Annotated in this window: 25 protein-coding genes; 17 read left to right on the top strand and 8 right to left on the bottom strand. The window is 67.5% G+C overall.

Going from position 1 to position 24,892, the window contains the following annotated elements; all coding sequences use genetic code 11:
* Window positions 1–98: 98 nt before the first annotated feature.
* From rho to thiE, 4 genes are read left to right on the top strand one after another with little or no spacing between them, the layout of a single operon-like run.
* Window positions 99–1,376: a transcription termination factor Rho gene (gene rho / locus WEA80_11865; GenBank protein MEX1187278.1), complete on the top strand. Its 1,278-nt coding sequence runs from the start codon at window positions 99–101 to the stop codon at window positions 1,374–1,376.
* The gene (gene ruvX / locus WEA80_11860; GenBank protein MEX1187277.1) at window positions 1,369–1,818 is read left to right on the top strand and encodes a Holliday junction resolvase RuvX; all 450 of its coding nucleotides are present in this window, start codon (window positions 1,369–1,371) and stop codon (window positions 1,816–1,818) included. Before rho ends, ruvX begins: the two co-directional genes overlap by 8 nt.
* Window positions 1,815–2,834, top strand: coding sequence for an endolytic transglycosylase MltG (gene mltG / locus WEA80_11855; GenBank protein ID MEX1187276.1), 1,020 nt, complete (start codon window positions 1,815–1,817; stop codon window positions 2,832–2,834). Before ruvX ends, mltG begins: the two co-directional genes overlap by 4 nt.
* Entirely contained in the window at window positions 2,761–3,441 is a 681-nt protein-coding gene (thiE, locus tag WEA80_11850; protein ID MEX1187275.1) for a thiamine phosphate synthase, read from the top strand. Before mltG ends, thiE begins: the two co-directional genes overlap by 74 nt.
* Here the strand turns inward: thiE and WEA80_11845 are convergent.
* Window positions 3,371–4,171, bottom strand: a complete 801-nt coding sequence (locus tag WEA80_11845; GenBank protein MEX1187274.1) for an HD domain-containing phosphohydrolase — start codon at window positions 4,169–4,171, stop codon at window positions 3,371–3,373. The two genes, thiE and WEA80_11845, sit on opposite strands and share 71 nt — an antisense overlap.
* A gap of 66 nt (window positions 4,172–4,237) precedes the next feature.
* On the opposite strand from WEA80_11845, the gene WEA80_11840 reads away from it, so the two are divergent.
* The 5 genes from WEA80_11840 to WEA80_11820 all read left to right on the top strand — a co-directional run bounded on the left by WEA80_11840 (window position 4,238) and on the right by WEA80_11820 (window position 8,686).
* The gene (locus WEA80_11840; GenBank protein ID MEX1187273.1) at window positions 4,238–5,401 is read left to right on the top strand and encodes a class I SAM-dependent rRNA methyltransferase; all 1,164 of its coding nucleotides are present in this window, start codon (window positions 4,238–4,240) and stop codon (window positions 5,399–5,401) included.
* A 66-nt stretch (window positions 5,402–5,467) separates the two neighbouring features.
* On the top strand, window positions 5,468–6,238 hold the full coding sequence (locus WEA80_11835) for a hypothetical protein (protein MEX1187272.1): 771 nt from the start codon (window positions 5,468–5,470) through the stop codon (window positions 6,236–6,238).
* A 168-nt stretch (window positions 6,239–6,406) separates the two neighbouring features.
* Complete coding sequence (locus tag WEA80_11830) at window positions 6,407–6,559, top strand: hypothetical protein (GenBank protein ID MEX1187271.1); 153 nt, start codon at window positions 6,407–6,409, stop codon at window positions 6,557–6,559.
* A gap of 124 nt (window positions 6,560–6,683) precedes the next feature.
* Window positions 6,684–7,706, top strand: a complete 1,023-nt coding sequence (locus tag WEA80_11825) for a hypothetical protein (protein MEX1187270.1) — start codon at window positions 6,684–6,686, stop codon at window positions 7,704–7,706.
* A complete protein-coding gene (locus WEA80_11820) occupies window positions 7,703–8,686 on the top strand; it encodes an ATP-grasp domain-containing protein (GenBank protein ID MEX1187269.1) in 984 nt (327 codons plus the stop codon). Before WEA80_11825 ends, WEA80_11820 begins: the two co-directional genes overlap by 4 nt.
* A 66-nt stretch (window positions 8,687–8,752) precedes the next feature.
* Here the strand turns inward: WEA80_11820 and WEA80_11815 are convergent, their stop codons facing one another.
* On the bottom strand, window positions 8,753–8,884 hold the full coding sequence (locus tag WEA80_11815) for a hypothetical protein (protein ID MEX1187268.1): 132 nt from the start codon (window positions 8,882–8,884) through the stop codon (window positions 8,753–8,755).
* Between the two features lie 360 nt (window positions 8,885–9,244).
* Here WEA80_11815 and tdh point away from each other — a divergent pair, with 360 nt between their 5' ends.
* From tdh to WEA80_11800, 3 genes are read left to right on the top strand one after another with little or no spacing between them, the layout of a single operon-like run.
* Window positions 9,245–10,270: an L-threonine 3-dehydrogenase gene (gene tdh / locus WEA80_11810; protein MEX1187267.1), complete on the top strand. Its 1,026-nt coding sequence runs from the start codon at window positions 9,245–9,247 to the stop codon at window positions 10,268–10,270.
* A 10-nt stretch (window positions 10,271–10,280) separates the two neighbouring features.
* Entirely contained in the window at window positions 10,281–11,489 is a 1,209-nt protein-coding gene (locus WEA80_11805) for a glycine C-acetyltransferase (GenBank protein ID MEX1187266.1), read from the top strand.
* 8 nt (window positions 11,490–11,497) lie between these two features.
* A complete protein-coding gene (locus tag WEA80_11800; GenBank protein MEX1187265.1) occupies window positions 11,498–12,142 on the top strand; it encodes a hypothetical protein in 645 nt (214 codons plus the stop codon).
* A 212-nt stretch (window positions 12,143–12,354) separates the two neighbouring features.
* Here WEA80_11800 and WEA80_11795 read toward each other — a convergent pair whose 3' ends face one another.
* Window positions 12,355–12,978 carry a DNA-3-methyladenine glycosylase gene (locus tag WEA80_11795; GenBank protein ID MEX1187264.1) on the bottom strand — a complete coding sequence of 208 codons (624 nt, stop codon included), beginning with the start codon at window positions 12,976–12,978 and terminating at the stop codon, window positions 12,355–12,357.
* A complete protein-coding gene (locus WEA80_11790) occupies window positions 12,975–14,384 on the bottom strand; it encodes an NYN domain-containing protein (GenBank protein ID MEX1187263.1) in 1,410 nt (469 codons plus the stop codon). The genes WEA80_11795 and WEA80_11790 overlap by 4 nt, the downstream gene beginning before the upstream one ends.
* An 83-nt stretch (window positions 14,385–14,467) precedes the next feature.
* Here WEA80_11790 and WEA80_11785 point away from each other — a divergent pair, with 83 nt between their 5' ends.
* The 5 genes from WEA80_11785 to WEA80_11765 are packed head-to-tail and all read left to right on the top strand — an operon-like array spanning window position 14,468 to window position 19,474.
* Window positions 14,468–15,691 carry a HAMP domain-containing sensor histidine kinase gene (locus WEA80_11785; GenBank protein MEX1187262.1) on the top strand — a complete coding sequence of 408 codons (1,224 nt, stop codon included), beginning with the start codon at window positions 14,468–14,470 and terminating at the stop codon, window positions 15,689–15,691.
* A gap of 30 nt (window positions 15,692–15,721) precedes the next feature.
* Window positions 15,722–16,030 carry a hypothetical protein gene (locus WEA80_11780; protein ID MEX1187261.1) on the top strand — a complete coding sequence of 103 codons (309 nt, stop codon included), beginning with the start codon at window positions 15,722–15,724 and terminating at the stop codon, window positions 16,028–16,030.
* 12 nt (window positions 16,031–16,042) lie between these two features.
* A complete protein-coding gene (locus tag WEA80_11775) occupies window positions 16,043–17,410 on the top strand; it encodes a sigma-54 dependent transcriptional regulator (protein MEX1187260.1) in 1,368 nt (455 codons plus the stop codon).
* A 7-nt stretch (window positions 17,411–17,417) separates the two neighbouring features.
* Window positions 17,418–18,824, top strand: a complete 1,407-nt coding sequence (locus tag WEA80_11770; GenBank protein ID MEX1187259.1) for a hypothetical protein — start codon at window positions 17,418–17,420, stop codon at window positions 18,822–18,824.
* A 5-nt stretch (window positions 18,825–18,829) separates the two neighbouring features.
* Window positions 18,830–19,474 (top strand): hypothetical protein, encoded by a 645-nt coding sequence (locus tag WEA80_11765; GenBank protein MEX1187258.1) that lies wholly within the window; start codon window positions 18,830–18,832, stop codon window positions 19,472–19,474.
* A 20-nt stretch (window positions 19,475–19,494) separates the two neighbouring features.
* Here WEA80_11765 and WEA80_11760 read toward each other — a convergent pair whose 3' ends face one another.
* The 4 genes from WEA80_11760 to WEA80_11745 all read right to left on the bottom strand — a co-directional run bounded on the left by WEA80_11760 (window position 19,495) and on the right by WEA80_11745 (window position 24,769).
* The gene (locus WEA80_11760) at window positions 19,495–20,046 is read right to left on the bottom strand and encodes an HNH endonuclease (GenBank protein ID MEX1187257.1); all 552 of its coding nucleotides are present in this window, start codon (window positions 20,044–20,046) and stop codon (window positions 19,495–19,497) included.
* 82 nt (window positions 20,047–20,128) lie between these two features.
* A complete protein-coding gene (locus WEA80_11755; protein MEX1187256.1) occupies window positions 20,129–21,109 on the bottom strand; it encodes a branched-chain amino acid transaminase in 981 nt (326 codons plus the stop codon).
* Window positions 21,110–21,125: 16 nt separating this feature from the next.
* Complete coding sequence (locus WEA80_11750) at window positions 21,126–22,475, bottom strand: amidohydrolase family protein (GenBank protein ID MEX1187255.1); 1,350 nt, start codon at window positions 22,473–22,475, stop codon at window positions 21,126–21,128.
* Window positions 22,472–24,769, bottom strand: a complete 2,298-nt coding sequence (locus WEA80_11745) for a PBP1A family penicillin-binding protein (GenBank protein MEX1187254.1) — start codon at window positions 24,767–24,769, stop codon at window positions 22,472–22,474. Before WEA80_11745 ends, WEA80_11750 begins: the two co-directional genes overlap by 4 nt.
* Window positions 24,770–24,892: the final 123 nt, after the last annotated feature.

The following is a 24,892-nucleotide window of genomic DNA, read 5'->3' as shown; positions in this document are numbered from 1 at the left end:
TCGGAGGCACTGAACCTGCTTCCTCCTCTGGTACCCGCACGACTCCCCTCCCCGCGACGAATCTCCTCCCCTGAATCCGTGAGCGCCTCGCGCTCGTCATGACGACAACTCCCCCGCAGGTCGACATCTCCGACTTGAAGCGCAAATCGGTGCCGGAGCTGCAGCAGATGGCCGACGGTCTCGCGATCCTGAACGTCGGCACGCTGCGCAAGCAGGAGCTGATCTTCCGGATCGAGCAGAGTCTGCTCGACACGAAGATCACGCTGCGCGGCGACGGCGTCATCGAGCTGCTGCCGGAGGGCTACGGATTCCTGCGCAGCCAGACCTGGAACTACCTCCCGGGGCCCGACGACATCTACGTCTCGCCCTCGCAGATCAAGCGGTTCAATCTCCGGACGGGCGACAGCGTGTACGGCCAGGTCCGCCCGCCGAAGCCGTGGGAGAAATATCTCGCGCTGCTCAAGGTCGAGCAGATCAACGGCGACGATCCCGAGCGCGCGAAGGACCGGGTCCCGTTCGACAGCCTGCGTCCGATGTACCCTGACGAGCGCCTCCGGCTGGAGACGAGCGACGGGGATCTCAGCATGCGCGTCGTCGACATCATCGCGCCGATCGGGAAGGGACAGCGCGGGCTCATCGTAGCTCCGCCGCGGGCCGGCAAGACGATTCTAATCGAGAAAATCGCCAACGCGATCGCGGAAAATCACCCCGAGGTGACCATAATCGTCCTGTTGATAGACGAGCGGCCGGAAGAGGTCACCGAGATGATCGCGACCGCGATTCGCGCGGAGGTGATCAGTTCGACCTTCGACGAGCCGGCCGACCGGCACGTCCAGGTCGCCGACATGGTGCTGGAGAAGGCGAAGCGGTTGGTCGAGCATGGGCGGGACGTCGTCGTTCTGCTCGACTCGATCACACGGCTGGCGCGGGCGCACAACACCGTGGCGCCGCACTCGGGGAAGATTCTCTCGGGCGGCGTCGAGGCGACGGCGCTGCACAAGCCGAAGCGCTTCTTCGGAATGGCGCGAAACATCGAGGGTGGCGGGTCGCTCACGATCATCGCGAGCGCGCTCGTCGAGACGGGTTCGCGCATGGACGACGTGATCTTCGAGGAGTTCAAGGGGACGGGCAACATGGAGCTGGTGCTCGACCGCAAGATCGCCGACCGGAGAATCTTTCCGGCGGTGGACATCCTGAAGTCGGGCACGAGAAAGGAGGAGCTGTTGTTGACGCAGGCCGAGATCAACCGCGTGTTCCTCCTGCGCAATTTCCTGTCGGACATGCCGGAGGCGGAGCAGATCGAGTTCCTGCTCAAGCAGATGAAGCGCACCAAGGACAACCAGGAGTTCTTCGCGCAGATGGCGCAGGGTGGCTGAAGCCGCGGAGGAGCGACGCGTGATGGGCATAGACTATGGCGAGCGGCGGATCGGCATCGCCGTGAGCGATCCGTCCGGGATGATCGCGGCGCCCGCGGGATTCATCGCGCGGCGGCGCGGCAAGCGCGTGCCGGTCAACGAGATCGTCGTGCGCGCGCGCGATTTGAACGTGCGAGAGTTCGTGCTGGGCCTGCCGCTCGACGGCGACGGGAACGAGACCGGGCGCACTGCCGAGGTGCGCGCGCTCGCGAGCGAGCTGGAGAAGCGAACCGGGCTGCCCACGCGCCTCGTCGACGAGCGCTTCACCACCGCCGCCGCGCTGCGCACGGTGCGGGAGATGGGCGGAAGCACGCGGGGCCGGAAGGGCGACGTCGACTCGCTGTCGGCCGCGATTCTCCTCCAGTACGCGCTCGATTCCGCGCCGCGGGAAAGCTCGTCGTGATTCGCCTCATCCTGCTGCTCGCGCTGGCGCTCGGCTGCAGCCGCCCCGAGGGGCCGCCGATCCGCGTCGTGATTCCGGAAGGGTCGTCGATGCGCGTGGCCGCCGAATCGCTCGAGGCCGCGCGGCTGATCTCCACTTCGACCGGCTTTCGCCTCTACGGGCGCATCGCCGGGAACGACCGCTCGCTCAAGCCCGGCACTTATCTCATGAAGCGCGGCACGCCCTGGCCCGAGATCATGAAGGCGCTGGTCGGGGGACGCGGGCTCGTGCGCAGCGTGACGATCCCCGAAGGGCTGGCGCTCGCGCAGATCGCCGACCTCGTCGGCAATGCGCTCGAAGTACCGCCCGACTCCGTCATCGCCGCGGCGAAAGACACCGCGCTGCTTCGCCGGCTCGACGTGCCGACGCCGACGCTCGAGGGCTACCTGTTCCCGGCGACGTACGCGTTTCCGGAAGGGACCGACACCAAGCTCGCGGTGAGCGAGATGGTGCGGCGCTTCGAGCAGGAGTGGGACTCCACGTGGAACGCGCGTCTCACGGAGCTGGCGATGACCAGACACGAGATCGTCACGCTCGCTTCCATCATCGAGGAGGAAGCCCGGCTGCCGCGGGAGCGCCCGATCATCTCGGCCGTGTACCACAACCGCCTCAGGATCGGGATGGCGCTGCAGGCGGATCCCACCGTGCAGTACGCCCGCGGCGTGCACGCCGAGCGCGTGACGTTCAAGGACCTGGAGATCGACTCGCCGTACAACACGTACAAGTACCCGGGACTTCCGCCGGGCCCGATCTCGTCGCCGGGTGGCGAGAGCCTGCGCGCCGCTTTGTTTCCCGACAGCGCGGACTATCTGTACTTCGTGGCGTATCCGGACGGACACCACGAATTCCGCCGCACGCTCGACGAGCACAACGCGGTTCGGGCGATGCTGCGCGCCGACAGCAATCGCCGCGCCGCCGCCAGCGCGCGCGCGGCGCCGGAAACTCCGGGAACGCCGGCTGGACCGCGCAAGCGCTGACTCGCTGCGGCTCGTCGCGGTAACCGACGAGCCGGGAGCGGATCACGACGCGTGGATTGCGCGCGTTGCGGCCGCGGTGCGCGGGGGCGCCACGATGGTGCAGGCCAGGGCGAAGCGGACCTCGTCGGGCGAGCTCGTGGAGCTCGTCAGGCACCTCGTGTCCACGCTGTCCGTACCGGTGGTGGTCAACGACCGGGCGGACGTCGCGATCATGGCCGGCGCGGCCGGAGTGCATCTCGGCTCCGACGACCTTCCGGTGGCTTCGATCCGCGAGCTCGCGCCGCCGTCTTTCATCATCGGCGCTTCGCTCGGCTCGCGCGCCGAGCTCGCATCGGCGCGCGGCGCGGATTACGTCGGAATAGGTCCCGCGTTCGCGTCGCCATCCAAGACAGATGCCGGCGAGCCGCTGTCGCTGAAGGAAATCGCCGAGCTGCAGAGTCTCGCGGGCGTGCCGGCGGTCGCGATAGGCGGAATCACAACCGCGAACGTGCGCGGGCTGCTGGCCGGCTGTCCCGAGCTCGCGGGAGTAGCCGCCGTCAGCTCGTTGTTCGGCGCCGACGACGTGGAGGCCGCCGCGCGGGCGTTGCGGGCCGCCATCGAAAGATGAGATCCGGCGCGGACTGAGCGCGCTCGTCGCGCCGGTTGCTCGCTCGGCCGCGTCCGCCAGGCGCGAGCCTGATGTCGGCCACGCACTCCTGCACCATGGGCGAGAGAAATAGATCCACGAAATCGGGATCGAACTGCGTGCCGCGTCCGGCCAGCAGCGCCTCGCGCGCCCGCGCGAGGCTGAGGGCGCGGCTGTACCGGCGACCGTGCGTGATCGCGTCGAACGCGTCCACGATCGCCACTATCCGCGCGGTCTGCGGAATGCGTCTTCCCTTCAACCCCCGCGGATAGCCGGTCCCGTCCCACCGCTCGTGGTGCGCGAGCACGCCCGCCGGCAGATCTGGATAGAAGGCGTGCAGCGGCTCGAGTACCTTGGCGCCGCGCGCGGGATGAGTTTCGACGGCCCGGCGCGCTTCCGGCGAGAGCCGCGAGGTATCGTGCAGAATGTCGAACAGCGCCTCGTGGATCTTCCCGATGTCGTGAAACAGCGCGACTCGCTCCACGCTGTGCTTCTCGTGCTCGGAAAGCCCCGCGGCATCGGCCAGCTCCAGAGCGTATTGAGCGACGCGTCGCACGTGCCGGCCGGTATCCTCGTCGTTCGCGTCGATCGCGTTCAACAGCGTCTCGAGCATGGCGGACCCGAGCCGGAGCGCCTGGGTGTAAGTGCGCCGCTGGCGCATGAGCAGAAGCGCCGCGGCGGCGCCAACGGCGAATTGGAAAACGGGAAGCATCGGTTGACGTTCCAGTGCAAGAAACGACGCACCGCGTCCCGCCGACTGCCGCGCTAACTTCCGCTCGTGGACTCCGTAACCGTGAATCGCAGGGCCGAGCAGCGCTGGGCCGCGGGGCACCCGTGGATCTTCCGCAGCGACTTGCTCGAGCGCCCGGACTCGGCGGCCGGCGCCGTGCGCGTGCAATCCGCCCGAGGGCGGCCGATCGGCGTCGCGCTCTGGAGCCCGAAGTCGGAGATCTCCCTCCGCATGCTCGACCGGGACCCGCTGGCCGAGATCGACGGGGCGTGGTGGCACCGCCGCATCGGCGACGCCGTGCGCCGGCGCACGGGCGTCTCGTCCGTCGCCACCGCGTACCGTCTCGTCCATGGAGAGGCGGATGGCTGTCCCTCGCTCGTGTGCGACCGGTATGGCGAACACGTGGTCGTGCAGCTGCTGAGCGCGGGGGTCGATCGCTTCCGGAACGAGATAGTCGACGCGCTGATCGACCTGATCGAGCCGGCCGGCATACTCGCGCGCAACGACGTGCCCGTGCGCACGAAGGAGGGACTGGCCCGCAACGTCGAAGCCCTGCACGGGCACGTTCCGCGCGAGATAGAGGTGCTGGAAAACGGCGTGCGGTATCTCGCCGCGCCCTGGGACGGTCAGAAGACCGGCGCGTTTCTCGATCAGCGCGAGAACCGCGCCCTCGCCGGCAAGGTCTCGCGGGGCCGCGCGCTGGACTGCTTCAGCTATCACGGCTCGTTCGCGCTGCATCTCGCGGCCGGCGCCGACAGCGTCACCGCGCTCGACTCGTCCGCACCGGCGCTCGAGCGCGCGCGCGTTAACGCGGAGCTCAACGGATTCGGCAACATCAACTTCGCCGAGGCGGACGCGTTCGATTTCCTGCGCGCGGCCGAGGCGGCCGGCGAGCGGTATGACACCGTCGTGCTCGATCCCCCAGCGTTCGCGAAGACGCGGCAGTCGCTGCCCGGCGCGCTGCGCGGCTACAAGGAGATCAACCTGCGCGGCATGAAGCTGCTCGCCCCGGGCGGCTACCTGTTCACGGCGAGCTGCAGCTTTCACTTGAGCAGGGAGCTTTTCCTCGAGATGCTGCGGGACGCCGCGGCGGATTCAGGCCGGACGCTCGCGCTCCGTGCTACGACGGGCCAGCCCGAGGACCATCCCGAGATACTGACCATTCCGGAGACGGGCTACATCAAGGGCGCGCTGGTGCAGGCTGTCGACTGAGGTCGTCGGTTATTTTACTTGCGTCACCCGCCGACTGTCCTACCTTTGGATTTTTCGGAAGCGCCGATGCACCAGCACATGCTCCGCTCTCTAAAACACGAATACCAGGTGTTCGTCGAGTCCGAGATCGAGCGCTACAAGGACTCGGTCTCGCGGTATTCCCTGCTCGGCATCGCCGACGAAGCCGTCGCCGCTCTGCGCTCGCAGGCGCAATACGAGCCGGAAGAGCTGTCGCTCTGCGCTGAAGTCGACCGGCTCATCGCGCGCAGAATCAAGCTGCCGAAATACAGCACGTGGCAGCGCAAGCGGCTCAAGCGACTGGCCGAGTATCGCAAGCCGGAAACGTGGGGCATCGCGCCGGACGGACCGCTCGTGCGCGAGATCCGGCCGGGGTCCGACGCGCACGTGCTCGTCACCGGCGCCGAATGTGAGCGCGCCGCGATCTATCTCGCCGCGCACGGCTTCGCGGTGACGGCGATCAACGAGGAGGAGGATTGCGTCGACCGCGTGATAGCCGCCGCGGCTGCCGCCGGGCTCAACTCGCGCATCGACGCCTGCGTCGCGGACCTCGGCAGCTGGTCGCCCAAACCTCTCACGGCCGTCGTCTGCCCGAGCGAAAGTCTGTCTGCCCTGACACCGCACGACCGGACCCGGGTCATCGAATCATTGCAGGTCGCAACCAAAGCCGGCGGGGTCCACCTGTTCGAGACCATCCTCAACGGCGACGCCTCGCTCACTGTCGACGAGCTGCGAGCGCGGTACTCGGGGTGGGCCGTGGCGGTCGAGCGCGAGAGCGGAACGGCTCGCAGCTTCCTGGCTCGGAAGGCCGTCGCGTAGCGTTTCGACACACCACCCTGGGCGAAATGTGTCCTTTTGCGACACTTTGGCGAGTCCCAGGAAAGCGCGGTTTAGCCTAACTCTTTTTGCACCAAGGATTTAATCGAAACGGCATACCTGGCACCGGGCGTGCCTTTATGGGGGCGAACACACCACCCACAAGGCGCCATGAAGAAAACCAGTGTCAAGTCTGAAGCATTCGAGCCGATCGGGATCGTCATCTCCTGCGGCGAGCGATCCGAGCCGGTTCCGGTGGTCCTCGAGTACGTCTGGGGGCCAGCGCCGGTGGAGACGGCACGCCCCAAGGTCCGGGCGGCCTGACGCCACTACTATAGGATAGGGTCGGCTCGCCGATCCAAATCCACGAGCCCGCAAACCCTGTCGTGCGAAGCGACGGGGTTTTTCGCATCCTTGGGCGGTATGACCATTGCCCATAGGCGACCTCGTGACCTCTGACAGCGACTGGGACGTCGAGCGCGAGCGGCTCCTTTCCCAGCGGATCTCCGACATCGGTCTCTCACTCGAGGGCACCGTGCTGGAGAAGCTCGTTACACAGCTGTACGTCGAGCTCGATCAGCGCAGTCTCGCGTTCCGGCCTCCGGTCTATCTCAGCGACCAGTGGGGCTGCCCTGACGGCACCCCGCTGATCGGCGTGCCGTTCTATCTCGCGGACCCGCGCCTGGCACGAATCGAGGAGGACTTCGCGCTCGAGATCGAGAGCGAGAACGACGTGATGCGGTTTCTCCGGCACGAAGCCGGGCACGCGTTCAACTACGCCTACCGCTTGCACGATCGCGCCGACTGGCACGAGACGTTCGGCCCGTACTCGCGGCCGTATCGCGACCGGTACCGGTCCGATCCGTTCACGCACCACTACGTCCGGCACATTCTCGGGTGGTACGCGCAGAAGCACCCCGACGAGGATTTCGCGGAGACGTTCGCGGTGTGGCTCACACCGGATATCGATTGGCGCGGGGAGTACGAGGGGTGGGGCGCGCTCCGAAAGCTGGAGTACGTCGACAGAGTGATGCGCGACGTCGGACAGGAGCAGCCGGAGGTCCCCGACCTGACCGACGACGATCTCCCGGTCGCCGCCATGCGGTACACCGTCGCGGAGCACTATCGCGACATGGACGATCCGCTGCCGGTGAGCGATCCCCGTATCTTCGATGGTGACCTGCGCACATTGTTCGGCAAGCTCGCGGAGATGCCGGAGAAGGAGCGCGCGGGCGAGTTCATCAGGGCTCACCGCCGCGAGATCGTGAGCCGGATCGCGTACTGGACCGGCGAGCCGGCGGCGGTGGTGCGCAAGTTCGTGGATCTGATCGCGGGCCGGGCCGACCAGCTGCAGCTGGCGGTGCGCGGACGCGAGGCGTCCACCCTCATCGAGCTCACCGCGTTCGGCACCGCGGTCGTGATGAACTACCGGTACACCGACGACTTCACCGGAGAGCACCCGGGCGAATGAAGGTCACACTGCTGCACACGCAGGACGCGCTCGAGCACCCGCTGGATCCTGTGCTCGAGCAGATCGAGGGCGCACTTGCGCGACTCGGGCACGAGCCGTCGCGGATCGTCGTGGACGACAAGGTGCAGCCCGTGGTGACGGCGCTGGCCCAGACGCCGCCCGACCTGGTGTTCAACCTGTGCGAGTCGTTCGGCGGCCGCAGCGCGCTCGAATCCAACGTGGCGGCGCTGCTCAACCTGCTCGACCTGCGCTACACTGGCTCGAGTCCGGCGGGGCTTATCGTGGCGGGCGACAAGACGCTGACCAAGAAGGTGCTGTCGTTCCACGGCATCCTCACGCCGAAGTTCGCGACGGTTTTCCGCGGCGCCGTGGATTGGGCAGGCGACGTCGAGTTCCCGCTCATCGTCAAGCCGCCGCAGGAGGACGCGTCGCTCGGCATCACCGGCAAGTCGGTGGTGCGCGACGTGAAGGAGCTGCTCGAGACCATGAGCTCGCTGCAGACGGAATACCAGTCCGCGGTTCTCGCGGAGCAATTCATCGAGGGGCGCGAGTTTTACGTGGGAGTGCTCGGCAACTCCAGTCCGGAAGCACTTCCGGTGATCGAGCTCGATTTCTCCGGCTTCCCCGCGGACAAGCCGCGCATCGCGAGCTGGGCCGCGAAGTGGGGCGACGAGGGCGATGAATCCGGCGCCGAGTTCGCCGGCACCAAGTCGGTGTTCCCGGCGGACGTCGGCGAGGAGCTGATCGGGGCGATGCAGCAGATCGCGGTGGATTCCTTCAACGCGCTGCGTCTGCGCGACTACGCGCGTATCGATTTCCGCGTCACTGACGCGGGCGAGATCTACGTAATCGAGGCGAACCCGAACTGCTACCTCGAGGCGGGCAGCGAGTTCGCGCGGGCGGCGGCGCAGTCGGGGCTGCAATACGACCAGCTCATCGAGAAGATCATCGAGCTGTCCACCGCCCGCTATTCCCGCTAATGAAAAAAGCCGGCCACAGGCCGGCTTTCTTCTTCTATTCCGCCGATGAGCGGCGGCAGCGCGGCTCTAGCGCTTGCGCTTCTTGGCCGAGCTCTTCCGCGCGCTCTTGCGGGCGGTCTTGCGGCCCGTCTTGCGGGCGCTCTTGCGGGCCGTCTTGCGGCCAGCTGCCTTTTTCCGTCCCTTCTTTCTGGCTGCCATCGTCTCGCTCCATTCAGGAGTAGGTTTCTCACCTGTCCACCGGTGGACCGGCGAGTTACAGCGACTGCAACTTCGAACGTTGCAACACCACGCGCACTCACACGACCATCGTGCACGCACGCGTGATCGACGCGAATATAGGAATTGTCGTGTCAATCACGCAATAGCAAATGTGAGGCGCGGACTTCAAACGAATTTTGCAATTTTGTTTCGGCTGACGCATCGCTCGCGTTCGCAGCACGCTTCGCCGCGACATGCACGCGCGTTTTGTCGCTTGTCACGGGACCGCCGTGATGCTTTCTTCATGCGTGGCGGCGCGCGTGTGGCGCGCGACACACACCACAAACCGGACACCGTAACGTGAAGGCTCTCGTGAAGGAGAAGGCAGCGCCCGGCTTCGCGCTGCGCGACGTGCCGGTTCCGAGCATCCGCGACGACGAGGTGCTCATCCGCGTGATCCGGGCCGGCGTATGCGGTACCGACGTGCACATCTACGAGTGGGACAAGTGGGCGAGCAGCCGGTGCAAGCCGCCGTTCGTGGTGGGACACGAGTTCGCGGGAGAGGTAGCGAGCGTCGGCAAGCTGGTCACCGACGTGCACGAGGGCGACCGTGTCACGGCCGAAGGCCACATCGTGGACGGCCGGTGCATGCTCTGCCGGACCGGTAACGCCCACGTCTGCCCGCACACCCGGATCATCGGCGTCGATCGCGACGGCTGCTTCGCCGAATACATCGCCATGCCCGCGAGCAACGTCTGGCATCTGGACGACTCTACCTCTTACGACGTCGGCGGAATTCACGATCCAATCGGCAACGCCGTGCACACCGCGCTCACCGCGGACATCCCCGGCGCCGTCGTGCTGGTCACGGGATGCGGTCCCATCGGCCTGTTCGCGATCGGCGTCTGCCGCGCCGCCGGCGCCGCGCGCGTCATCGCGTCCGACGTGAATGACCGGCGCCTCGATCTCGCGCGGACGATGGGCGCGCACTCCGCGGTGCACCCGGCCGACCTGCGGGCCGAAGTGATGAGCGCGACCGGCGGGCTCGGCGCGGACGTCGTCCTGGAGATGTCGGGCGTGGACCCGGCCGTGCACCAGGCGCTGGCGCTGGTGCGAGTCGGCGGACGTGTGCAGATGCTGGGGATCCCGGCCGCGCCCATCGAGATCGATTTCGCGAGCGAGGTGATCTTCAAGGGAATCACCATCTACGGCGTCGTCGGACGCAGGATGTACGACACGTGGCATCAGGTCACGCGGCTGCTTCGCTCCGGCGAGTTCGATCCGACTCCCGTCATCACGCATCGCTTCCCGCTGGAAGAGGCCGAAGCGGCCGTCGCGGCGATACGGTCCGGCGACGCCGGAAAAGTCATCTTCGAGATCGCTTGAGGAAGCTGCCATGACCCTGAACCAGCAGTTCACCGCGCAGATCGAGGAGCGGCTCGCGCAGCTCCGCGCCGAAGGCGTATACAAGCGGCTCAACCATCTCGACTCGCCGCAGGATGCGCGCGTTCTCATGGAAGGCCGCGGGGAAGTTCTCATCCTCTCGTCGAACAACTACCTGGGCCTGGCCAACCAGCGCGAGGTGGTCAAGGCGGGAAAGCTCGCGCTCGACAAGTTCGGCGCGGGCACCGGCAGCGTACGCTTCATCTGCGGCACATTCACGATCCACCGCGACCTGGAAGCGGCGCTGGCACGGCTAGTGGGAACCGAAGCCTCGCTGTCGTACGTCTCCGCATGGAACGCCAACGAGGGGTTGACCGCGACGATCGTCGAGCAGGGCGACTTCGTGGTCTCCGATGCGCTGAATCACGCGTCGATCGTCGACTCCATGCGCCTCGCCAAGGCGATCGGCAAGTGTGAAACGGCTGTGTACAAGCACTCCGACATGGATGATCTGCGGCAGAAGCTCGCGGGCGCGAAAGACGCGCGCCGGCGCCTCATCTGGACCGACGGCGTCTTCTCAATGGAAGGGAGCATCGCGCGGCTACCGGAGATTCTCGACGTCGCGCGCGAGCACGACGCGATCGTCGCCGTGGACGACTCGCACGCGACGGGCGTGCTGGGCGCGACGGGACGCGGCACACCGGAGCACTTCGGCGTGGTCGGAGAAGTAGACGTGATCACCTCCACGCTCGGCAAGGCGCTCGGCGGGGCGGCCGGTGGCTTCGTGGCCGGATCCGCCGCGCTGTGTGACATGCTCACGCAGCGCTCGCGCCCGCAGCTCTTCTCGAACGCGCTCCCGCCGACTGTGGCTGCCAGCGCCCTCGCGTCCGTGCGGTATCTCCAGGCGCACCCGGACCGGGTCACCCGGCTCCGGGATAACGCCAATTACTTCCGCGCGGCAATCACCGAGGCGGGCTTCGCCCCTCTCCCCGGTGAGACCCCGATAGTGCCCATAATCGTCGGGGAGACCGCGACAGCCATGAAAATGAGTGACATGTTGCTGGAGGAGGGCGTCTTCGTAACGGGCTTCGGCTTTCCGGTCGTGCCCCAGGGGGAGGCCCGCATCCGTTGCCAGGTTAGCGCGTCGCATTCCCGCGACGATCTGGACGAGGCGATTGCCGCGTTCAAGGTCGTCGGAAAGAAGGTCGGACTTCTCAAATGAGGAACGTCATGCCTCTGGGCTCAATCATCCGCGCGCTGGGAATCACCGCCCTGCTCACGACGACCGTGCAGGCGCAGGAGTCGCGCCCCTTCCGGAACTCGTGGTTCTGGGGTGCAAAGGTAGGAACGCTGTCCGTCGCGACCTCGGAGACGGAGCGCACGTGGACGCCGAGCATCGGTGCGGAATGGTTCATCACGCGGAGCGCCGGAGGCCTATGGGTGTTCGCGGATCATTCCAGCTTCGACATCCGCACATCGGTCAGCGATCCGTCGGTCTCGGGCGGCCTGCGCGAAGTAGATCTCCGAAATCTGCGTCGCTTCGGCTTCGCCGCCGTGGTCGCGCCGCGCGCGTTCGGAATAATGCGCCCCTACGCCGGATTGGGGATGTCGCTCAACGTGATCGGCCGCGCGAGGGCGGTCGCGGACAGCGCGGGAAATCCGCCAGGCTCAGGAGTCCTCACGGCGATCGAGGACCAGCGAAGTCGAGCATCGGTGCTGGGGCTCGCGGGAGTGCAGGCACAGTTCACCCGCGCGGCGCTGTTCACTCAACTCACGGCGACACCCGCGAGCAGGCGGTTCCTGCTCAACGACGGGCCGTTGGTTGGCTGGGAGGTCGGAGTCCGGTACAACTTCGGCAGCTCGATGGCCAGATAGACGGCTCCCGGGATATTCCAAAAGGAATCCAGGCCGTGAGCTGTTAGCTGTCAGCTCTCAGGCAACTGACATATTGGACGTTTCGACGCGTTTGCCGGCGAAATCCCATAAACGTCCGAATCGCAGTTGCTGATTGCTGATTGCTAACAGCTCACTGCTCACGGCCTGGATTCCCCTTGGAATATTCCTGGACCCAGCCAATCCAGAGAGTGTTATCCCCTCGACACGAACTCGTTGTTTCTCACGTACCATCTCAGCGGCCAGTCGGCCGCTTTTTTTATCCCGATCCGCGACGCGATCACCACGTCGCGATCGGGCACGCGCTCCCCTTCTCGAATCACCAGCGGCCCGCGCCGCAGGCTCGTCCCGTTGTGCTCCCGGCCGATGCCGAGCGCGATGCACAGCTTGCCGGGCCCGTTCGCGAGCTCGCGATCGGACCGCGCCGGCCCGCGCCGCGCGCGCATGAGCTCGATTCCCGTCAACGGCTCCAGCGCGCGGATCAGCACCGCGCTCGGCAGTCCCTCGGCGCGCGTCACGGCGTTGACGCACCAGTACATCCCGTAGATGAAGTACACGTACGCGATGCCGGGCCGGCCGTACAGCGCTGCGGTCCGCCCGGTCCGCCCGGCCGCGGCGTGACACGCGGGATCGTGCTCGCCGATGTACGCCTCCGTCTCTACGATGATTCCCGACGCCTTTCCTCCGGCGGTCGTGCATTCGAGCACGCAGCCGAGCAGCTCGCGGGAAACGCGCTCCGTGTCGCTGTCGTAGAACGTCGCGGGCAAGACCTTCCCGATACGAGAACGCCGCGCGGTCAGCGCGGCGTTCTCTTTCAACTCTCGCTCTCCGCGCCGGGGGGCGCTGGAGGCGCTCCCGCATCTTTCTTCTTTCGTCGCGGGGCGCGCGGCCGCTTGGCCGCCGCCTGCTTCGTGCCCGACGCTTCGGCGGCGGACGTCTTCTCGGCGGACGCCTTCTTCGTTGCGCCACCGCGCGTACGTCCGCGCCGGCGCGGCCGGGCCGCGGCAGCCGAGTCGCCGACCGGCGTCTCCCCGTTCTCCGCGGGCCGGCCCGCGGGCGGCGCCTCGTTCAGCTCCACCACGCCCACCGACAGCAGGTTGGCCGGCGGCGAGCCACCGCGTCGTCCTCGGACGGGTGCGCGACCGCGCGCGATCCCTCGAGCGGGCGTCGTGCTCTCTGGGCCGGACGTCGTGCGGGATGCCGCCGCGAGACCCAGCTGATCGCCCACCGTGAATTCCTGTGGCACGGCTGCAGGAGTCGAGTCGCCGGTTGCCGGAGCGTCCTTGCCGCGGCCGCGCCCACCGCGCGCGCGACTGCCTCTGCCGCCGCGCTCGCGCGCGGGCTCGCCGGCCCGTGCCGGCTGCGCCGTGCGTCCCGCGTCGGCCTTGGCGTGAATTCCAGCGCTCGGCGCGTCGATCTCGATCTGGCCGTTCTCCATCTTCTTAAGCGTGAGCAGCTTGCGCTGCGCGGCTTCAGTGACGAAGCGCGAGAACTTCGACATGCCGAGGTTCTTCTCATCGAACGAGCTGTCCATCTGCTGCATCACCTGCTTCAGCCGGTCGGCGCGCATCACGTCGCCGTTCTTCTTCATGTGCGCGACGGCGGCGCTCACCAGCTCCCACGGATCACGAGGCACGACCTCTTCGTCGCCGCTCTTCACCAGCCCGGCCAGCGCGTTGTAGCTGTAATACTCGTCGCAATTCTGCACGAGCAGGTCGCTGGACGATTCCCGGATTCCCACGCCGATGACGTACTTGCCGTATTCCTTGAGCTTGATCACGAGGCTCGAGAAATCGGAGTCGCCGGAGAGGAGAATGAACGTGCCGATCTCGGGTCGCGTGAACACCAGCTCGAGGGCGTCGATCGCCAGGCGGATGTCGGTCGCGTTCTTCTTCGACGACCCGTAGGCCGGCGCGAAGATGAGATCGATCGACGCCTCGGCCAAAGGCACGATGTACTGCGGGTAGCGCCGCCAATCGGCGTACGCCCGCTGAACGGAGACCTTTCCCTTGACTATCTCGGACGAGAGCAGGTTCTTCAGCTCGCTCTGGAGATCGGAGCGTATGCCCATCGTGACGTTGTCGAAGTCGATGAGCAGCGCCGCGTTCGGAGCGTGTTGAACCGGCGAGCCGACGGGGTGCGAAAGGGCCTGGGGCCCACGATAAACGGGTTTGACGGGTGGGCGCGATGGTTTCGCGCTCGTCTGCATGGAGCTTGGACTCATACCTTCCTGAGGAGAAATACGTCGTGCCGCAAACTTCTATAACTTAGCCAAGTCACTGTGAATAGGTAACTTTGGCGCCCAAATTGGCTTCTCGCCCGCCCCGCTTCCGCACCCGGCTCCTGGTCATACTACTGGCCTTCGCGCTCGCGCCGGCGGTGCTGCTCACGCTCGCCTGGAGCGGAACCGTGCGCACGGCGGTCCCGCTGATCACCGGCTCGGGAGGCTGGGAGGACGTCGCGACGAGCGGCCGGGCCGCGATTGCCGTCGCGCAGGACAAGCGACTTACGCCCGCCGAGCGCCAGCTTATAGACAGGCACGAGCAGGAGCTCCGGGCTTCGCTGGAGCAGTCGCGGCGCTACCAGTACGTCGTCGAGCGTGCCGCGCAGGTGATCGGCGTCGTCGCCCTGCTGACTCTGCTGGTCTTCGCGGTGATCGCGTCGAAGGTAGCCGGTCACCTCAGCCGGCAGCTGAGCCGACCGCTCGACGAGCTGGTCAGGTGGGCGGCGCTGATCTCGCGCGGCGAGCCGCTGCCGGAGAACGCGATCGGTCGGGGCGCGCCCGAGTTCGAGACGCTGCGGCAGAGAATGCGGCGCATGGCGACGGAGATCGCCGAAGGGCGCCGCCGCGCCGTCGAGCAGGAGCGGCTCCAGGTCCTGCGGGAGAGCGCGCGTCAGTTCGCGCACGAGCTCAAGAACCCGCTGACGCCGATCCGGTTCGCCGTCGATCGGATCGAGTCGGACGCGCCGCCCGAAATGGCCGACAGCATAGACGTCCTCAAGACGGAGACGCGCCGCCTGGAGCGGATGGCGCGCAGCTTCGCGGATTTCGGGCGGCTTCCGGCCGGAGCCGTCGCGGAGATCGACGTCGCCGAGCTGGTGCGGTACTCCGCAAGCGCGACGGTGCCGCGCGAGTTCGCGCTCGAGCTCGACATCGCGCCGGATCTGCCCCGGGTCCGGGGTCACCATGACGCGCTGGCCGCGGCGCTGTCGAACGTGCTCATCAACGCCGTCGAAGCCTGCGGCGAAGCGGGACGCATCGCCGTGCGCGTGAGCGAAGCGCGCGGCGACGACGGGAGATCGGTGCTCATCTCCGTCGCCGACGACGGCTGCGGAATTCCTGCCGAGAAACTCGCCACCATCTGGGAGCCGTATATTACGAGCAAGCCGGGTGGAACCGGCCTCGGACTCGCCATCGCGCGGCAGACCGTGCTCGCGCACGGTGGGAGCGTCTCGGGCTCGAGCGCACCCGGCGAGGGCACCAGGATCGACATCGTTCTTCCGACCGCGCATCCACCGGCAGCCGGCTGATCCGGCGGCCACACACAGAATGGACCCGTAATGAACATTCCCGGCGAGCTGATCCCGATCACGCTCTTCATCGTAGTGGGGCTCGTCGCGGTATTTCTTCCCATCTCCCGCGCGCTGGCGCGCCGCGCCGACAGGCAGTCGCTGCGGCCGCCGGTGCCGCCGGAGATTTTCGGACGCCTCGAGCGGATCGAGCAGGCCGTGGACGCCATCGCGATCGAGGTGGAGCGCATCTCCGAGGGCCAGCGGTTCACTACCCAGCTTCTTTCCGAAGGACGGCATCAGGGAGCCGCTCTGCCCGCCGGCGCGGACAGATTCACACCCTCCGCGCCGCGCGGCTGACCTTCCCCCAACGTGCCTAGCGTCCTGATCGTCGACGACGAGCCGAACATCCGGCGGATGGTCGGCGCGCTGTTGAGCGCCGAGGGCTACGACGTCCGTGAAGCGGATGACGGTACCGCGGGGCTGGCCGCCGCCGAGCAGGAGGAGCCCGACGTCGTGCTGCTCGATCTGCTCATGCCCGGCGCGCTCGACGGCATGGCCACGCTTACGAAGCTCCGTGAGACCCATCCGGACATTCCCGTCGTCATGATGAGCGGCCGGGCCGGACTCGGCGACGCGGTACGGGCGACGAGACTCGGCGCGTTCAACTTTCTCGAGAAGCCGCTGACTCCGGAGAGCGTACTGCTCACCGCCGCCGCGGCGGCCGAGCTGCGCCGGACGAAGCTGGCCGCGCGGGCGCTCCGGGAAGAGCTCGGCATCGGCGGCCGGATGGTCGGCAGCAGCCCGCAGATGGAGGGCGTCCGAGCTCTGATCGAGCGGCTGGCGCCGACAGAGTCCCGCGTCCTCATCACCGGCGAGTCCGGTACCGGGAAGGAGCTCGTCGCCGCGGCGATCCACGACGCCAGCAGGCGCCGCGACCGCGCGTTCATCAGGGTGAATTGTGCCGCCATCCCGCGGGATCTCGTGGAGAGCGAGATGTTCGGCCACGAGCGTGGCGCGTTCACCGGAGCGACACAGACCAGGATCGGCCGGTTCGAGCTCGCGCACGGCGGAACGTTGTTCCTCGACGAGATCGGTGATCTCGGGCCCGAGGCGCAGGCCAAGCTGCTGCGCGCCATCGAAGCGAAGGAGATCCAGCGCGTCGGCGGGAGCAAGCCCGTGAACGTAGACGTGAGAATCATCTCGGCGACCAACCACGATCTCGCGCGGGGAGTGGCGGAGGGTGTGTTTCGCGAAGACCTGTACTTCCGCCTCAACGTCATCCCGCTGACGCTTCCGCCGCTGCGCCAGCGCGACGGGGATGCCGTGGAGCTGGCGAAGTACTTCACCGAGCTGCACCACTCCAGGACCGGACGTCCGCGGGTGAGGTGGAGCGCGGACGCGCTCGCGGCGGTCGAGGAGTACTCGTGGCCGGGCAACGTGCGCGAGCTCGCGAACATAGTTGAGCGGATGGGAATCCTCTATCCGGGCGAGGAGCTCACGCGCGCGCACATGACCGCCGTGCTGCCGCATACGGGCGACACCGTGTCTCCCGGGGCTCTTCCGTCGGACAGTCTCCCGCTCAGTGACGCGCTGGACGACTACGAGCGCCGGCTCATCGTGCGGGCGCTGGACGAGGCGAAGTGGAACGTCGCGGACGCCGCGCGCCGACTCAGCACCGATCGTCCGAATCTCTACCGGCGGATGAAGCGGCTCGGAATCGACGGCCCGCGTGTATAACCGGCTCATGCGATACTCGATGCTCGTGCTGCTGCCCGCGCTCGCGGCCGGCGGACTGTCCGCTCCCGCGCGCGCGCAGACTCCCGACACCGTCGCCACGGATTCCATTCCCGACGCCCCGGTCCCGGACCGCGTTACGCGCAACAGCGCCGGCATCAGCGTGACTTCGGGCGGCGGATACAACCGGGTGGAAGGCATGCCCGTGCTGCTCGGTCCCGTGGTTCAGACACGACTCGGAACGACGCGACTGAGGATCTCGGCGCTCGGCCTGCTCAGGAGCGCGGGGACTTTTCGTCTGGACAGTGACAACGTCGGCCACGACGTGCGCCTCGCGGCGCTGTTCGATCCCGCGGAGCGCACGTCGCTCGTCGCGCGGGCGTACGACGTCGTGGACGCCGTCGAGGATTGGCAGATCCCGCGGGATGAAGCCGGCTTGGCGGCCTTTTTCTTTCGCAGCGATTTCCGGGACCACTACGGCCGCCACGGCGCATCGTTGACCGGCACGTATACCGCCTCGAGGCGGGCGACGCTGATTGCCTCTTTCGCGCGCGAGCGGTGGCACTCCCGCGAAGTTCGCGACGTGCTGACGGTGTTTCGCAATGGGAAAGCCTGGCGGCCGAGCCCCTCCATGGATGAAGGCCTGTTCCGGATCGCGACGGCGGGGCTGACGTACGACACGAGGAACGACCCGCGACGCCCGGCGACCGGCTGGCTGGTGCGCGCGGAATATGAGCTCGGGTCCGGCCGCACGGAGACTTTCGGCGCGACATCCGACATCGCGCGCAGCAGCGCGCCGGAAGCCGAGACAAAGTATGGGAGATTGTTCGTTGACGCGCGCCGGCACTTCCGGCTGTCGCCCTCCAAGCAGCTGAGCGGACGCCTGGTTCTCGGCGGATGGATCCACGGGGACGAGCTGCCGTTGCAGCGGCGGCTGTCGGTGAGCGGCGTCGGCGTTGTTCCGGGGATCGACTTCCGCGAGCCGTCGCTCGGCCCCGACGTTGGACAGTGCAGCACGGATCCGGCGCCGGCTGGAGATCCCGCGCAATGTGAGCGCGCGCTGCTCGCGCAGGTCGAGTACCGGATCGGCTTGCGCTCGAAGCCCGGGAGTATTCTCGGACGCACGGTGCGGATCCGGAGCCGCGCCTTCACCCTGAATCCGTCGCTCGTCGTCTTCGCGGATGCCGGCCGCGGCTGGCTGCTGGAGCCTCGCCGCGGCGACAGCCCGCCGGGCACGCCGGCGGCGTCCCTCGAAGACCTCGTCTATCCGGCTTCCGCCGTACCGCCGCCGGGAACGTTCCGCACCGACGTCGGCGTGGGTGTGGATCTGGGCCTGTTCGGCATCTACGCGGCGAAATCCCTGTCCCAGTCGGGTGAGCCGGTCAACATCTTCCTGCGCGCCCGCCGTCGGTTCTGACGAACGTGTCCGGTCTGCCGCGGATCGCGCTCGCGCTGATGCTCACGGCCATGCCGGTGATCGCCGCCGCCCAGGAGCCGCAGATCGAGGTGCGGCTTCCCGCACCCCACGCGCGCGCGACGGAATCGCCGTTCACCAGGTCCACCGGGCTCCTGCGCGAGCCGATGAGCGATCTCCTGCGCAGCGGCTTCCCCGCCCGCATCCACTACAAGATCGAGCGTTGGCGCGCGGGTGGATTCGCCGACGATCTTCGCGCCACCCGCGAGTGGAACGTGATCGTCCGCTATGATCAGCTGGCGAGCGTGTTCAACGTGGTGCGCGTGTTTCGGGGCACGTCTACCCGGCTCGGGCAGGCGACCACGGTTGCCGGCGCCGATTCCATCGTCGCGCGCCTGACCCGCACGCCGATGCCGCCGCCGCGCCGGGGGGAGCGCGCGTACTACACGCTGACCATCGAGCTGGAGATGCTCTCGCTGAGCGACCTCGACGAGCTGGAGAACTGGCTGCGCGGCGAGTTTCGTCCGGCCGTGCGGGGCGAGCGCAATCCCGGCACCGCGCTCACGCGCGGCATTCGAACGCTGGTTGTGCGGCTGCTCGGCGGAGAGAAGCGCCGCTACGAAGCCCGCTCGGCGACTTTTACACCGCAGTGACTAGTCACTAGTCACTAGTATCAGCTCAGCAGCCTCACCGGCTCATGCCGCGGGTGCCGGTGCTCCAGATCCTCGAGGTAGTGCAGCGTCTCTTCGCCGTAGAACAGCTTGATGTACCGCGCCTGCGTCGGCGTGAGGCGCCGCACGGCCCAGCTCAGGTGCACGAAGTGCGGCTCGACCGGAGCGTGCAGCGGATGCATCCCGATCTCGCTCGGCAGGCGGTTCGCCTTCCTCGTGTTGCAGGGGCTGCAAGCGGTGACGACGTTCGTCCAGTCGTTCGAACCGCCACGCGAGATCGGAACGAGGTGGTCGCGCGTCAGCGACTCCCGCGGCTTCAGCTCCATCTGCATCTTGCCGCAGTACTGGCAGCGGTACCGGTCGCGCGCGAACAGGAAGGTGTTGGTCACCTGGCGCCGGAACTTGCGCGGAACGTGCACGAACTTGCGCAGCCGGATGACGACGGGACGGGGCAGGCTCAGCCGCTCGGATCGGACGTGCCGATCCGGATCGGCCTCGACGATTTCCGCCTTGCCGTCAATGACGAGCCGCAGTGCGCGCCTCAGCGGCACCATGGTTAAGGGCTCGAACGACGCGTTAAGCGCCAGACAACCCAGCACCAACATCCCCTCCGGAGGTTCGTGGGCTCAATATAAGCTACGCGTAACTCTTCATAGTAGACGTTTCTGCGCCCTTGGAGGGCACGGACCCCCGGGCGGGGACGCGCGTGAGCCAGCCGTAGCGGTCCGGCAGCTTGCCGGTCGCGAGACCCATGTACTGCTCCTGCACCGCGAGCGTGATCGGTCCGGGTCGTCCAGTGCCGATCGGCACGCGGTCGACCGACCGGATCGGCGTGATCTCCGCGGCCGTTCCCGTGAAGAACAGCTCGTCGGCGATGTACAGCAGCTCGCGCGGCATCACCTGCTCCACAACTTCGTACCCCAGCTCACGCGCGATGGTGAATACGGAATCGCGCGTGATGCCCTGGAGGATGCCCGCGCTGATCGGGCTCGTCATGAGCTTGCCGTCGCGAACCACGAAAAGGTTCTCGCCGCTCCCTTCGGAGACGAAGCCGAAGGAATCCAGCATGATTCCCTCCACGTACCCGTGGATGCGCGCTTCCATCTTGGAGAGCTGCGAGCCGAGGTAATTCCCGCCCGCCTTGGCGAGTGTCGGCGTCGACCCCGGCGAAGGCCGCCGCCAGCTCGACACGCAGACGTCGACCCCCGACTCGAGCGCGTCCTTGCCGAGGTACGTGCCCCACTTCCATGGGATGATGAACGTCTCGACCGGCAGGTCCTGCGGCTGCACTCCCATCTGCATCCCGGTTCGCATCGCTACGGGACGCAGATAACAGTGCGGCAGAGAATTCTCCGCGACGGTGGCGACGCACGCGTCGACTAGCTCGTCGATCGAGTGGCTCATCGGCATCCGGTAGATGTGGCACGAATCCAGAAAGCGCTCCATGTGCTCGCGCAGGCGGAACACCGCGGGACCTTCCGCCGTCTCGTAACAGCGAATTCCCTCGAATACGCTCGATCCGTAATGCACGACGTGGCTGAGCACGTGGATCGTGGCGTCCTGCCACGGAATCATCTTGCCGTCGCGCCAGATCTTGTGGTCGGGTGCCAGAGTCATGGTGTCCGTGCCTCGGTCAGTGGGTCGTCGCCGCGTCGTGCCAGGCCCGGAGCGCGCGTCCGGCGGCCGCGACGCGGCCCGCCACGTCTTCATCCCCCCGCAGCAGGCGTCCGTCGCGAACCAATGGCTTGCCGGCTACGGCGACGAACCGCGCCGCCGCGCCGCCCAGCGAGAATATAGCCGCGGCTACCGGATCGCCGACAGGAAGCGCGGCCGCGCCGAGTTCGAAGACCGCGAAGTCGGCATCCTTGCCTCGCTCCAGCGTGCCGACGCGGTCTTCCAGGCCGAGAGCGCGCGCGCCCCCGATCGTCGCGAGCTCGAGCGCCAGCGACGCCGGCACGGCGTCGGGGGAGCGGTGCCGCGCGCGCTGCTGCAGCACCGCCGTCCGCGCCTCCTCCAGGATGTGCATCCTGTTGTTGCTCGCCACCGAATCGGAGCCGAGTCCGACCGTCACCCCCGCGGCGAGCATCTCGGTGAGAGGCGCGATCCCGTGTCCCAGCTTGGCGTTCGACACCGGGCAATGCGCGACCGCGCAGCCGCGCTCCGCCATGAGGCTCACGTCGCCTTCGTCCACGTGCACGCAGTGGATCAGCAGCGTATTCGGACCGAGCGCGCCGACCGAGTCCAGGAGGGCTATCGGAGAGCGCCCGCGGACGGGCGTAGCGATTCCCCGCGCGGCGAGGCGCGTGGCCAGCGACCCGGTTCCGGCGCGGACGAGCTCCCACTCGGCCGCGCTCTCGGCGACGTGTACCGCGATCGGCAGACCGGCGTCGCGCGCGTAGCCCGCCGCATCGGCGTACAGCTCATCCGAGACCGTGTATGGCGCGTGCGGCGAGACACCGACGCGGACCAGAGGCTCCTCGCATTCCGGCAGCGCGCACGCGGCCAGGCTGCGGCGGAGATCGTCCATCGCCGCGACGCGCTTTTCCGGCGCGGGGCCGAAGACTTCCTGATACATGACGCCGCGCGCTCCCAGCTCGATCATCGCCGGCAGCGCGACGCCGCTGGCGCAGGTGTCGGCGTACGTGGTGATCCCGGCGAGCAGCCCTTCGGCGATTCCGTGCCGCGCGGAATCGAGCAGCATTGCCTCCGTGAAGATCTCGTTGCGGCTTGCTCGGAGCTTGTCGATCCAATCCGCGAACTCGAGCTCCTCCAGCGACCCGCGCATCGCGGTCAGCTCCAGATGCGTGTGGGTGTTGATCAGCCCGGGGAGGAGGATCGCTTCGCCGAAATCCAGCTCTTCACCGGCGGGCGCGGCCGACGCGGGCCCGACGTACTCGATGCGCGTACCGCTGACGCCCAGCACGGCATCCTCGATCGGCGGACCGCTGACCGGAATCAGCCAGCGCGCCCGATACCGGATCACGGCTGCGTGGAGGGAAGCTCGGGAATCACCGGCCGCCGGCCGGCTGGAACGGTATCGCGTCCTGGCCGGCGAATCGAGAGCGTGTCCCGGAGCTGCCCGGGACGGGACACCGGCGGGATCGGCGGAGCGGCGCGCGTCGAGAAGGTGTCGCGTGTCTGACCGAGGCGCGGCAGGGGCGCGGTACCGGGCTGCACCCGTGTTCCGGGATCGACCGGCCGCACGGGTTGCGGCTGCGGCCGCGGCATCGGGTCCGGCGGTATGGAGCCGGTCGTGTCGTAGTAGGGCGAGTAAATGGCCGGCATGCATTCGCGCGTCGGCTCGGTGCCCGAGATGAAAAACTCGGTCACGACGGGACCGCCGCCGCAGTATGGCGACGCGAGCAGTCCCGAGCCCAAGTCGACTTCGCGCACTACGATTCCCGGCGGACGCGGCCAGTCCGGCGGCGCGGGCTTCCGACGATAGACCTCCTGCATGAATGCGGTCCAGGCGGGCGCGGCGAGGATTCCACCCTGCGCGTTCGCCTTGATCTTGCGCGGGCGGTCGTACCCCATCCACACGCCCGCGACCAAATCGGCCGTGTACCCGACGAACCAGACGTCGGTGCCGTCGTTGGTCGTGCCGGTCTTCCCGCCCGCCGGGCGTCGAAAGCCCGACGCCCAGACACCGGAGCCGGTTCCCCGGCGCACTACGTCCTTCATCATGTCCACCATCAACCAGGCTTCTTCCGCGGTCATCACCTGCGAATGCGTCGGCATCGGCTGCCACAGTATCTCGCCGCGCGCGTTCTCCACGCGGACGATCGCGTGCGGCGTGGCGCGGATGCCGAGGTTCGCGAACGCGGAGTACGCGGAGATCAGCTCCAGCGGAAAGACTTCGGCGGCGCCGATGTGAATGGAGGGAAACGGGGGGATCGGACTGGTGATGCCGAAGTTGCGCGCCTCACCAATGACGCGCTCCTCACCCAGCTCCATTCCGAGGTTGATCGTCGCGAGGTTGCGCGACATGTACAGCCCGCGCCGCATCGGAATCGCACCCTCGAAGCGCCCGTCGAAGTTGCCCGGCGACCAATCGCTCCCGCCCATGTTGGCCAGATTGATCGACGTGTCCATCACTATGTACGACGGCGGCCGGCCGTTCTTTATCGCCGTCGCGTACACGAACGGCTTGAACGTCGACCCGGGCTGCCGCTTCGCCTGCACCGCGCGGTTGAACTTGGAGTCGTCGAAGTCGCGTCCGCCGACCATCGCGCGGACCGCGCCGCTCTGCGGCTCGAGGGCGACGAAGGCAGCCTGCAGATACGGCGAGTTCCCCGGCGCAGTCTCGTCCCCGGCGATCTTCCGCGCGATGTAGCGCTCGTAGCTCTCCTTGCCGAACGCTCCGAACCTGCCGCTTTCGATGGCGCGCAGCTGCTGCTCGAGCGCTCTCTCCGCGGCCGACTGCATGTCCAGGTCGAGTGTCGTGAACACCTTCAATCCCTGCTCGTACAGCTGGCGGCCGAACTGGTCGTCGAGCTGCTGCCGCACCCACTCCACGTAATACGGCGCGATGTCGCCCGACTCGGTCCGCTCCGCGAGCCGTAACGGGTACGCCTTCGCGAGGCTCGCGTCCGCGTCGCTGATCACTTCCTCGCGGCGCATCAGCTCGATGACCGTGTTCCTCCGCTGGATGGAGCGCTCGGGGTACCGGCGCGGATTGTACCGCGAAGGAGCCTTTGGGAGCGCGGCGAGCGTGGCCGCCTCGGCGAGATTCAGGTCGCGGACGGACTTTCCGAAGTAGCGCTGCGACGCCGTCTCGACGCCGTACGATCCGCTCCCGAGGTCGATCTGGTTCAGGTACAGCTCGAGGATCTTCTCCTTACTGAACCGGTTCTCGATCCCGCGCGCGACTTTCCCTTCCTTGATCTTCCGGACGAGCGTCTTGTCCCGCGAGATGGACTCCGGGAAGATGTTGCGCGCGAGCTGCATCGTGATCGTCGAGAAACCCTGCCGCCAGCCGCCGCTCATGAGGTTGTAGAACGCGGCGCCGAAGACGCGGTACCAGTCGATCCCGGCGTGGGAGTAGAAGCGCTTGTCCTCGGTCACCACGAACGCGTCCTTCACGACCTGCGGGATCTCATCCAGCCTCACCAGCGTCCGGCGCTCCAGCCCGATTTCGGCTATGAAGCGACCGTCGACCGCGTACAGCTTGGAGGTCTGGTTGGGGGTGTACTCGTCCAGCTCCTCGATCGCCGGGCACTGCCCTCCGCGGCAGACCAGCGCCCAGGACGCGTACAGGAGGCCGATTGAGAATGACACGACCAGCGTGGCTCCGAGAGCGAGGGCGCGGACCAGAACGGGATGGTTTTTCCTGAACGACGCAAGCCGTCCGCGCGACCTTCCCCGCGGCTGACCGCGGGGGGCAGGAGGTGACATAGTCGA

This window comes from Gemmatimonadaceae bacterium (assembly GCA_040882285.1).
Lineage (GTDB): Bacteria > Gemmatimonadota > Gemmatimonadetes > Gemmatimonadales > Gemmatimonadaceae > JACDCY01.
The sequence above is the reverse complement of the archived record's forward strand: the minus strand, read 5'-3'. Positions and strand labels throughout refer to the sequence as shown.

What these genes read in the sequence shown, in the direction of transcription:
- rho (MEX1187278.1), top strand. Translation starts at nt 99, where the DNA reads ATGACGACAACTCCCCCGCAGGTCGACATCTCCGACTTGAAGCGCAAA.
- WEA80_11845 (MEX1187274.1), bottom strand. Translation starts at nt 4,171, where the DNA reads ATGCTTCCCGTTTTCCAATTCGCCGTTGGCGCCGCCGCGGCGCTTCTG.
- WEA80_11835 (MEX1187272.1), top strand. Translation starts at nt 5,468, where the DNA reads ATGCACCAGCACATGCTCCGCTCTCTAAAACACGAATACCAGGTGTTC.
- WEA80_11830 (MEX1187271.1), top strand. Translation starts at nt 6,407, where the DNA reads ATGAAGAAAACCAGTGTCAAGTCTGAAGCATTCGAGCCGATCGGGATC.
- WEA80_11820 (MEX1187269.1), top strand. Translation starts at nt 7,703, where the DNA reads ATGAAGGTCACACTGCTGCACACGCAGGACGCGCTCGAGCACCCGCTG.
- WEA80_11815 (MEX1187268.1), bottom strand. Translation starts at nt 8,884, where the DNA reads ATGGCAGCCAGAAAGAAGGGACGGAAAAAGGCAGCTGGCCGCAAGACG.
- WEA80_11805 (MEX1187266.1), top strand. Translation starts at nt 10,281, where the DNA reads ATGACCCTGAACCAGCAGTTCACCGCGCAGATCGAGGAGCGGCTCGCG.
- WEA80_11800 (MEX1187265.1), top strand. Translation starts at nt 11,498, where the DNA reads ATGCCTCTGGGCTCAATCATCCGCGCGCTGGGAATCACCGCCCTGCTC.
- WEA80_11790 (MEX1187263.1), bottom strand. Translation starts at nt 14,384, where the DNA reads ATGAGTCCAAGCTCCATGCAGACGAGCGCGAAACCATCGCGCCCACCC.
- WEA80_11780 (MEX1187261.1), top strand. Translation starts at nt 15,722, where the DNA reads ATGAACATTCCCGGCGAGCTGATCCCGATCACGCTCTTCATCGTAGTG.
- WEA80_11770 (MEX1187259.1), top strand. Translation starts at nt 17,418, where the DNA reads ATGCGATACTCGATGCTCGTGCTGCTGCCCGCGCTCGCGGCCGGCGGA.
- WEA80_11760 (MEX1187257.1), bottom strand. Translation starts at nt 20,046, where the DNA reads ATGGTGCCGCTGAGGCGCGCACTGCGGCTCGTCATTGACGGCAAGGCG.
- WEA80_11755 (MEX1187256.1), bottom strand. Translation starts at nt 21,109, where the DNA reads ATGACTCTGGCACCCGACCACAAGATCTGGCGCGACGGCAAGATGATT.